This is a genomic window from Pseudomonas sp. FSL R10-2964 (genome assembly GCF_009600035.1).
Taxonomy (GTDB): Bacteria; Pseudomonadota; Gammaproteobacteria; order Pseudomonadales; family Pseudomonadaceae; genus Aquipseudomonas; species Aquipseudomonas bubulae.
In genome coordinates this window covers 59,871-69,417 of record NZ_WIWH01000030.1, presented here as the reverse complement: position 1 = coordinate 69,417, position 9,547 = coordinate 59,871, and the positions used below count along the sequence as shown (strand labels likewise).

Below are 9,547 nucleotides of genomic sequence, written 5' to 3'. Positions count from 1 at the left end.
GGCCCGCTGGCACGCCAACCGGTGGCGCGGTGGTGGTGACGGTCGGTGGCGAAGCAACGCCGCCGTCGACCGCAGGCACACCGCCATCGTCGCCCTCGGAGATCCCACCGGCCGCTTCAGCCAGCGGACCACGCATCACCGGCTGAGACTGCCCCACCAACGGCAACGGCATCGGCTGCGAAGAACCGGCGAAATCCACCGACGGCTTGGCCCCGCCATTGGGTGTGGCCTGCCCCAGCTGTGTCTGTTCGGCATCCGGCGCAACAGGCGCCTTGCCACGGCCCGGAATCAAAACGGCAGCAGCGACAGCCACTACCACTACTGCACCAATGGCCAATACGTGTTTCTTCGGCATCTTGAACCCCATACTTGGACGCTTGACCGCTGAGCGGCTGGCAATCATGGCTTCGATCATTGCATCACGGGCGACCTGGTTGATAATCCCGGGCCAGCCTTCAGAGCTCTCGTGTATATCTGAGATCTGCTGAGCGCTAAAGAGTTCGATCCCGCGCCCGGCACCTTCAAGGCGCTGGGCCAGATATTCGCGGGTTTCTTCGAGGTCATAGGGCTGCAGGTCGACCACATGGAAGCGTTCTTCATCAGCGCTCAGCTCCTCAAGACCGGCAATCATCGACGGCTCACCGAACAAGAACACGTGCGGACGCCCCTCTGGCGTACCCGCAGCCAGCGCCAGCAAGGCTTGCAGCGCAGACTCATCGAGCTGTTCGGCATCATCGACCAGCAGGTAGACCTCTTGCCCCGTAAGCGCCAGTTGCACCACTTGCGCCAGAATGGAGCCCACGTCAGGGCGCGCCACATTCAGGGTTTGCGCCACTTGCTGCAGGATACCGGCGGCATTGCCGGCCCCACGCGCCGAGACCACGACACTTTGCACCGACTGCTTGTTGGTACTCGCCACCAACGCCTGGCGCAGCAAGGTTTTGCCGCTGCCCTCAGGCCCGGTGACCACCAGCAGCAACTGGCTGTAGCGGGCAAGGTGATGCAACTGCCCCAGAACCGGCTTGCGCTGGGCCGGGAAAAACTTGAAGCCCGGAACCCGCGGTGCAAAGGGGTCGTGGGTGAGCTGGAAGTGACCGAGGAACGCCTCGTCGGCATGCAAACTAGTCATCGGGATCTTATTAACCTTTAAGCTGAGCCAGCGCGCGGTAATCCGCACCCAGCGTGGCTTGTAGAACCTCTTGTGGATAATCGTCAGTCACTGTGGCTTCGCCCATGCGGCGCAACAGCACCAGACGCATACGACCGTCGATCACTTTTTTATCAACTGCCATGTGTTGCATAAAGTCGGCCGGGGTCATTTCGACGGGCGGCACCACTGGCAAACCGGCACGCTGAAAGATCCGGATACCTCGATCACGCTCGGCATCGGTGATCCAGCCCAGGCGGGCAGACATTTCCAGTGCCATCACGGTGCCCGCAGCGACGGCCTCGCCATGCAGCCACACGCCGTAGCCCATATGGGTTTCGATGGCATGGCCAAAGGTATGCCCCAGGTTGAGCGTTGCACGCACACCCGCTTCGCGCTCATCGGCGCCGACCACTTCAGCCTTGGCCGCGCACGAACGCTGGATCGCGGCAGTCAGGGCCGCCTGGTCCAGGGATCGCAGCGCATCCATGTTGTCTTCAAGCCAGGTCAGGAACGGCTCATCGCATATCAGGCCATATTTGATGACTTCAGCCAGCCCTGCGGACAATTCGCGGGCAGGCAGGGTGTTGAGGGTCTGGGTGTCGATCAGCACAAGGTTGGGCTGATAGAAGGCACCGATCATGTTCTTGCCCAAAGGGTGGTTGATCCCGGTTTTGCCGCCCACGGACGAATCGACCTGGGACAACAAAGTGGTCGGCACCTGGATAAAATCGACTCCGCGCTGGTAACAAGCAGCAGCAAAACCGGCCATGTCACCGACAACACCGCCACCCAACGCTATCACCGTGGTGCGTCGATCATGACGTGCTGTGAGCAGGCCATCGAAAATCAGCTGCAGGGTTTCCCAATTCTTGAACGACTCGCCATCGGGCAGGATGATCGGCAACACCGAGAACTGCGCGAGGCTACGCGTCAAGCGCTCAAGATAGAGTGGCGCGACCGTTGTATTGGTCACAATCGCCACCTGGCGCCCGGCGATATGCGGAGCCAGCAACTGCGGCTGATCCAACAAACCTTCGCCAATATGAATCGGGTAGCTACGCTCGCCTAGATCAACCTTCACTGTCTGCATGAAACCCCGCGTTGAAGCACGGCGCCAGCGCCCTGCTTCGCAATTATCAAGTGATGGCATGCCGTAAAAAGGCATGCTCGGCGCCGAGAATAGCGCATTTCGTATCGCACTTTAATGGTCTGTGCAGCGACTACCGGGGAGGAAGCTGGGCCAGGCGCTCGAGGATATCGAGCACCACCATGCGCGGCGGCCGCTCATCGGTTTCAACCACCAGGTCAGCAATTTCACGATAAAGCGGGTCGCGTACGGCCAGCAGGTCGCGCAGGATTTTTTCCGGGTTGGCATTGCGCAGCAGTGGCCGGTTGCGATCACGGGAGGTGCGCGCCACCTGCTGCTCGATGGAGGCGTGCAAATACACCACGCGCCCACCATTGCGCAGCGCTTGCCGGTTTTCCGGGCGCATGACCGCGCCACCACCGGTGGCCAGCACAATGCCATTTTCATGGCACAGCTCGACAATCATGGCTGTTTCACGATCGCGAAAGCCCGGCTCGCCTTCTTTATCGAAGATCCACGGGATATTGGCACCCGTGCGCACTTCAATTTCCTTATCGGAATCTTTGAACGGCAGGTGCAGCTCTTTGGCCAGCAAACGTCCGATGGTGCTTTTTCCAGCCCCCATTGGCCCAACAAGAATCAAATTTCGCACAGAATCAATGACTCACAGCAATCGCCTGGTTGTTCATGATACGCGGAGTCAGGAACACCAGCAGTTCGGATTTTTTTTCCAGGACAACGTCTCTACGGAAAAGTCGGCCAACATACGGCAGATCGCCTAAAAATGGCACTTTATCTACCACTTTGCTTTGAGTTTTTGAGAACACTCCCCCAATCACGATGGTTTCACCGTCCTTGACCAGCACCTTGGCCCTGACCTCGTTCTTCTTGATGGGCGGTACATCCTGCAGCCTGCTCATGTAATCGGGCTCATCCTTGGTCACTACGACGGCCATGATGACGCTGTTGTCCGGAGTGATTTGCGGCGTCACCTCCAGTGACAATGAGGCTTCCTTGAACGAAACCGATGTAGCCCCGGTTTTGCTGGCCTGCTGGTAAGGAATTTGGGTGCCTTTAAGAATTTTGGCGGTTTCCTTATCCGCAGTAACCACTTTGGGTTGCGAGATGATTTCCCCATTACCGGTTTTTTCCATGGCCGTCAGTTCCAGGTCCAGCAACACATTGTTGGTGATGAAGGCGATGCCCAAGCCCGAGGTATTTCGCGAAACACCCAAATCAACAAAGGGCGCACTAACGTTGCCCGGGGCAGCCCCGGACGCCGCAGGCTGGGTAATACCACCGGCTTTCCAGAGGCCACCATTGTTTAGCGCTCCCCCCCAACGCACACCCAGGCTTTTTTCGAAGTCCACGCCTGCCTCGACAATCCAGGCTTCGATCATCACCTGACGCACTGGCACGTCCAGTTGAGCCACGATGCGCCGCAGCTCCTCCAGCCGTTCACTCGATTCATAAGCAATGATGGTATTGGTGCGTTCATCCACCGTGATCGTGCCCTGCCCCTCGATGCCGGGCTGCCCGCCGGTCACTGACTGGAACAGCATGACGATATCTGCCGCCCTGGCGTAATTGACTTGCACCAACTCCCGACGCAAAGGCGCAGGCTCAGGGCGCTCGCGGGCTGCGATCTCTTCCAGGGGCGCGATCAACAACACATTACCTTCAAGACGCTTGCCCAACCCCTTGCTCTCAAGCACCAGCTCCAGCGCCTGATCCCAAGGCACATCCTGCAAACTGAGGGTTATGCTGCCCTTTACGGTGTCGCTGACCATCAGGTTGAACCCGGTAAAATCCGCCAGCGATTGCAGTACCGTGCGTACATCAAGATTCTGCACGCTCAGGGACATGGGCTCGCCCACATACTGCGAGCGCTTGACGGATGATGGCGCGGCCTGCCCAGCCGCCAGCATTGACTGCGAATTCAGCGCACTCCATAGCGCCAGTACGCAGACCGGTGAAATCCTTTTCATGGTGTTTATCCGTTAAGACTGTTGATTTAAAGGAATCGTCAGGGACCTTTCCAACCAACCGCCCCGACCATCGGAAATCAGTTCAAATACTTCAATCTGGTGCGCCTGGATCGAAGCAATCTGGCCATTGTTGCGCCCCAGGTAATCCCCCACTTTCAAGCGATGAATAACACCATTGGCCCGCAGCAAGGCATTTGCCTGCGATTCACTGGACAGCATGCCAACCATCTCGAACTGCTCCAGATCAAAGCCTTCCAGAAACTGCCGGGGCCGGTCCGCGTCAAGTTCATCGCCGGCAAGGCTGACCTGCCAACTGCCGTCCCCTCCCCCCCCTATAGCCTGAAAAGGATTGCGCAAACCCATCGATCCATAGGCAAACACAGGCCCGACACTGATCACGGGGAGCGGCTCAATGGCGTTGCTCGCATGCCCCTGCGTAGCCTGTAAATAACTGTGCAGGTCTGCGGTAGTCTGCGGGCTGTCACACCCTGCCAGGCTTGCCAGCAATCCGGCGCCAAACACTCGCAAACAAACACCCATGGGATCAGTCCTTGATCGTGGTTCGGTAGGCCTTTGCCAGCAGCGTCATGCGCAGTTGACCATCACCGGTACCGTTGCTCGGCGCAAGGCTGAGGTCATGCAAGGTGACAATGCGCGGCAGGCTGGCCATGGCGCTGACGAAGAGGCCAAGTTCGTGATAGCCCCCGACGAGGGTCATCTGCAGTGGCAGTTCGGCATAGAACGTTTGCAGGACTTCAGGGAGCCACTGAATGTGCTCGACCAGCAGACCATTGCTCAGACCCAACCGCGAAATCTCATCCAGCAATTCGGGCACTTGTGCCTGAGCGGGGAGTTGTTTGAGCAACGCACTGAACCCGGCTTCCAGCCTGTGAACTTGCATCCCATAAGCATCCAGATTGGCAACCTGTGCGACCCTGGATTCAAACTCCGCCTTCAGCGTGGTTTGAGTCTCGTGCAACTGTTGCAACCGGGAAGAAGGCAGTTGAAGCAGCAGCGCATGACCCGACACCAGCACCAGGCCCAGCCACACCAGAGCCACGGTTGTTTTGCGGGCTGGCGACCAGGCGCCCATGTTACCCGGGGCCAGTTCGCGCAGGTCGAAATTGCGCAGGCTAACGAGCCAGTGCGCAGGTATCACAATGCTCCCCCGGAAGGGGTATGTCGGGCCTCACGCACCGTCATCTGAAACAGGCGCTCCTGCCCGCCTGCCTGGGCAGGGTCTGCCTTGACGTCATTGAGTTGCGGCGTATCCAGCCAGTGCGAAGCATCGAGATTTCGCATCAGCTGGGCGACAAGGTTGTTGGACTGGGCAATCCCCGTGATGACAATGGTGCCCTCGGTCATTTTCACGTCGGTGAAATGCACACCTTCCGGCAAGCTGCGCGCCAATTGTTCCAAAATGATCCCGCTGCTCGACCGGCTGCTCTGCAACATGCCTATGGTTTGCATGCGTTCAAGCAATTGCTCCCGGCGCACCTTCAACTGGTCGATCTGCTCCGCACGCCCATCCAGCTGGAACGTGGTACTGCGGATCAGGTCATTGCGCTCCATCTGCTCCTCTACCAAGGTGTCGATAAAGTGGTCAGCAGCAAACAGGCCGGCCACCGCCAGCAAAGACAGGGCCACCAGCACCATCAAAAAACGTTTGCGCCGCTTTTCACGCAACAACGCGCGCCAGGGCAACAAATTGATTCTCGCCATTAATCAAACCCCCTCAAGGCCAGACCGCAGGCAGTCAACAACACAGGGGCATCGCAAAGCAAGGCTTCAGGGGTGAGTGAGGGATCGAGGTCCATCAGCGCAAACGGGTTGGCGATGCGTGTCGGCGTGCCAAGACGGGATTCAACCCGCTGAGCCAGCAGCGGATCCATGGCAGCCTCACCGGTCAATACGATCAGGCCGATCCGCCCATCAACTCCGGAGTCGGCAAACAGCCCAAGCTCTCGCTCCAGCTCTTCGACAATCGTGGTTTCGAATGCTTGCGCCCCTGCAGTGGCCTGCCCGCAAAGCAGCTCCCGGACGTAAATGGCCTGACCCTGCTGCACGATGCTCAGCAGGATTGTATGGGGTGCAAAATCGACCACGGCCACGGCCCCGTTCAGTGCCTGACCTGCAGTCATTGCCTCAACGCCCCGCACCAGGGCATGAGCCTGCACGGCAACCACCCGCGGGACCAATCCCGCACCGGTCAAGACCGAACAATGCCACTCCAGCGCTTCCTGGCGGCACGCCACCATCAGCACGCGGGCCGGCCCGGTATGGTTCGACGGGTGATCCTGGAGCTCAAAATCCAGTGCCATGTCATCCAGTGCATAAGGTATGTACTGCTCAGCCTCAAACCGCACATGAAGCTCAAGCTCGACTTCGCTCAAGCCTGCCTCCACCTCCAGGCTTTTGCAGATAACCTGACCATCGGGCATCGCGATAATGGCGTCCCTGGCGATTACCTGGGCCTTTTCCAGCGCCCTGAGAAGCACTGGGACGACACTTTTGGCCTCTGCGCCGGTCTGATCATTCACAAGCCCGGCTGGCAGGGGTTCCATGGCATAGGACTGTAGCTTGAACCGGCCCTGTGAACGGCTCAGCTCGACGAGCTTGATCGACTGCTGGCCGATTTGTACGCCGACACAGCGCTGACGTGTTTGAGGAAATAATCCGGGTACCTTTGTTTTCCCTAATGCAATCCGTAACTTACGGAGGGTAAAAAATGAGATCCGTTCAAAACCTGTTCTGACATGCGGCTCATGACGTTCATGAGCGAAAAATGCTTATAATGCCGGGCGTTTTTTCCGTATCGTCGACCCGGCGCAACTGCGCACTACCCTGACGTGCAAACCCATTTCTTGATCTGGAAATCCAAAAGCCTTGATTCGTCTGCTGAAGTTTTTCGGGTGGTCTTTCGTTGCCGTGTTCTGCGGGCTGTTGCTCGTGTTGAGCGGCGCGTTTCTCTATCTTAGTCCTGGCTTGCCGTCTGTAGAGTCGTTGAGAAGCATCCAGTTGCAGATTCCTTTGCGGGTCTACACCAGCGACGGAAAGTTGATCGCAGAGTTTGGCGAAATGCGCCGCTCACCGATCAAGTTCGCCGACATTCCGCCCAATTTCATCAATGCCCTGCTTTCTGCAGAAGATGACAATTTCGCCAATCATTACGGGGTCGACCCCAGCAGCCTGATGCGTGCCGCTACCCAGTTGGTAAAAAGCGGACACATACAATCAGGTGGCAGCACCATCACCATGCAGGTGGCGAAGAACTATTTCCTCTCCAGCGAGCGAAGCTTTTCGCGCAAGACCAACGAAATCCTGCTGGCTCTCGAAATTGAACGCGAGCTGACCAAGGACGAGATCCTTGAGTTGTACGTGAACAAGATTTACCTGGGCAACCGCGCTTACGGTATCGAATCCGCAGCTCAGGTTTACTACGGCAAATCGATCCGCGACCTGAGCCTGGCGCAGATGGCGATGATCGCCGGCCTGCCCAAAGCCCCTTCACGGTTTAACCCGCTGGCCAACCCGGTGCGCAGCAAAGAGCGCCGCGACTGGATCCTGGGGCGTATGTACAAGCTGGGTAAAATCGATCAGGCCAGCTATCAAGCGGCGATCGCCGAGCCGGTCAACGCCAGCTATCACGTGCCAACGCCGGAAGTGAGCGCCCCCTACATCGCCGAAATGGCCCGTGCCGAAATGGTCGGCCGTTATGGCAGCGAGGCGTACACCGAAGGCTTCCGTGTGACTACCACGGTGCCGAGTGACCTTCAGGAACTGGCCAACACCGCCGTTCATGAAGGCCTGATTGCCTACGACCAGCGTCACGGCTACCGTGGCCCCGAGTCACGCCTGCCGGGCAAGACCCTGGCCGTATGGACTCAGGAACTGGCCAAGCAGCGCCCGATCAGCGATCTTGAACCGGCCATCGTGACCCAGGTCGACAAGGACGGCATTCAAGTACTGACTCGCACCGGTGAGGCGCACGTCGCCTGGAACACCATGAAATGGGCGCGCAAGTTCCTCAACACCAACAGCATGGGGCCGATGCCCAAACAGCCTTCGGATGTCGCCCAGGTCGGTGATCTGATTCGCGTACAACCGCAGACCGACGGCAGCTACAAATTCAGCCAGGTGCCCACCGTGCAAGGCGCACTGGTATCCCTGGATCCGGACAACGGCGCCATTCGCGCGCTGGTGGGCGGTTTCGCCTTTGAGCAAAGCAACTACAACCGGGCGATGCAGGCCAAGCGCCAACCGGGCTCCAGTTTCAAACCGTTCATCTACAGCGCCGCACTGGATAATGGCTACACCGCCGCCACCCTGGTCAACGACGCACCCATCGTGTTTGTCGATGAATATCTGGACAAGGTCTGGCGCCCGAAGAACGACACCAACACCTTCCTCGGCCCGATCCGCGTGCGTGAAGCACTGTACAAGTCGCGCAACCTGGTCTCCATCCGCTTGCTGCAAAGCCTGGGTGTCGACCGCACCGTCGACTACATCAGCAAGTTCGGTTTCAACAAACAGGACTTGCCGCGCAACCTGTCGCTGGCCCTGGGTACTGCCACCCTGACGCCAATGGAGATTGCCACCGGCTGGAGTACATTCGCCAACGGCGGCTACAAGATCACGCCGTATCTGATCGACAAAATCGAAAGCCGCAATGGCGAAACCCTGTTCGTGGCCAACCCGCCAAGCGTGCCTAAAGCCGACAGCAAGGATGTGCCGCCTGAAGCCGCAGCGCTGACCGTTGACACCATCAATGCCGCACCGGGCCTGCCCACTGTCGAGACGCAAGCAGTAGCCGAGCGGATTGTCGACGGGCGCACCACATACATCCTCACCAGCATGCTGCAGGACGTGATCAAGCTCGGCACCGGCCGCCGCGCCCTGGCGCTGGGCCGCACCGATCTGGCAGGTAAAACCGGTACGACCAACGAATCCAAGGATGCGTGGTTCTCAGGATACAACGCCGACTATGTGACCACTGTTTGGACCGGTTTCGACCAGCCCGAAAGCCTGGGCCGTCGCGAATACGGCGGCACCGTCGCGCTGCCGATCTGGATGACGTACATGGGGGGCGCGCTCAAAGACAAGCCTGCGCATACGCAGCCAGAACCCGAAGGCATCCTCAGCTTGCGGATTGATCCGTCCAGCGGCCGTATCGCGTCTCCAGGCACCCCTGGCGCCTACTTTGAACTGTTCAAGAGCGAAGACACACCGCCCACCAACAGCGAACTGGGCAACAACGTAGCACCGGGCAGCCCGCTGCCGGCAGATGACGGCGCCCCAATAGACCTGTTCTGATCAACAGGG

The 9,547-nt window shown here is 58.8% G+C and carries 9 protein-coding genes; 1 reads left to right on the top strand and 8 read right to left on the bottom strand.

What is annotated here, in order from left to right; translation table 11 throughout:
• The 8 genes from GHN92_RS17105 to pilM all read right to left on the bottom strand — a co-directional run.
• On the bottom strand, positions 1-1,129 hold a 1,129-nt coding region (locus GHN92_RS17105), incomplete at its 3' end, for an AAA family ATPase (RefSeq protein ID WP_153380640.1).
• 10 nt (positions 1,130-1,139) lie between these two features.
• Positions 1,140-2,240 (bottom strand): 3-dehydroquinate synthase, encoded by a 1,101-nt coding sequence (aroB, locus tag GHN92_RS17100; protein WP_095000851.1) that lies wholly within the window; start codon positions 2,238-2,240, stop codon positions 1,140-1,142.
• A gap of 130 nt (positions 2,241-2,370) precedes the next feature.
• Positions 2,371-2,889 (bottom strand): shikimate kinase AroK, encoded by a 519-nt coding sequence (gene aroK / locus GHN92_RS17095; RefSeq protein ID WP_029611693.1) that lies wholly within the window; start codon positions 2,887-2,889, stop codon positions 2,371-2,373.
• 4 nt (positions 2,890-2,893) lie between these two features.
• Positions 2,894-4,225, bottom strand: a complete 1,332-nt coding sequence (locus GHN92_RS17090) for a type IV pilus secretin PilQ (RefSeq protein WP_095000850.1) — start codon at positions 4,223-4,225, stop codon at positions 2,894-2,896.
• A 12-nt stretch (positions 4,226-4,237) separates the two neighbouring features.
• Complete coding sequence (locus GHN92_RS17085; protein ID WP_232527659.1) at positions 4,238-4,732, bottom strand: pilus assembly protein PilP; 495 nt, start codon at positions 4,730-4,732, stop codon at positions 4,238-4,240.
• A gap of 37 nt (positions 4,733-4,769) precedes the next feature.
• Positions 4,770-5,384, bottom strand: a complete 615-nt coding sequence (locus GHN92_RS17080) for a type 4a pilus biogenesis protein PilO (RefSeq protein WP_257010077.1) — start codon at positions 5,382-5,384, stop codon at positions 4,770-4,772.
• Positions 5,381-5,947, bottom strand: a complete 567-nt coding sequence (locus GHN92_RS17075; protein ID WP_095000848.1) for a PilN domain-containing protein — start codon at positions 5,945-5,947, stop codon at positions 5,381-5,383. Before GHN92_RS17075 ends, GHN92_RS17080 begins: the two co-directional genes overlap by 4 nt.
• Positions 5,947-6,930: a type IV pilus assembly protein PilM gene (gene pilM, locus GHN92_RS17070; protein ID WP_178102640.1), complete on the bottom strand. Its 984-nt coding sequence runs from the start codon at positions 6,928-6,930 to the stop codon at positions 5,947-5,949. The genes GHN92_RS17075 and pilM overlap by 1 nt, the downstream gene beginning before the upstream one ends.
• Positions 6,931-7,114: 184 nt before the next feature.
• Between pilM and GHN92_RS17065 the strand changes: the two genes are divergently transcribed.
• Entirely contained in the window at positions 7,115-9,538 is a 2,424-nt protein-coding gene (locus GHN92_RS17065; protein WP_372239753.1) for a penicillin-binding protein 1A, read from the top strand.
• The last annotated feature ends 9 nt before the right edge of the window (positions 9,539-9,547 follow it).

Excerpts from the sequence above, each read along its gene's own strand:
- aroB (WP_095000851.1), bottom strand. The coding sequence starts at position 2,240 with ATGCAGACAGTGAAGGTTGATCTAGGCGAGCGTAGCTACCCGATTCAT.
- GHN92_RS17090 (WP_095000850.1), bottom strand. The coding sequence starts at position 4,225 with ATGAAAAGGATTTCACCGGTCTGCGTACTGGCGCTATGGAGTGCGCTG.
- GHN92_RS17075 (WP_095000848.1), bottom strand. The coding sequence starts at position 5,947 with ATGGCGAGAATCAATTTGTTGCCCTGGCGCGCGTTGTTGCGTGAAAAG.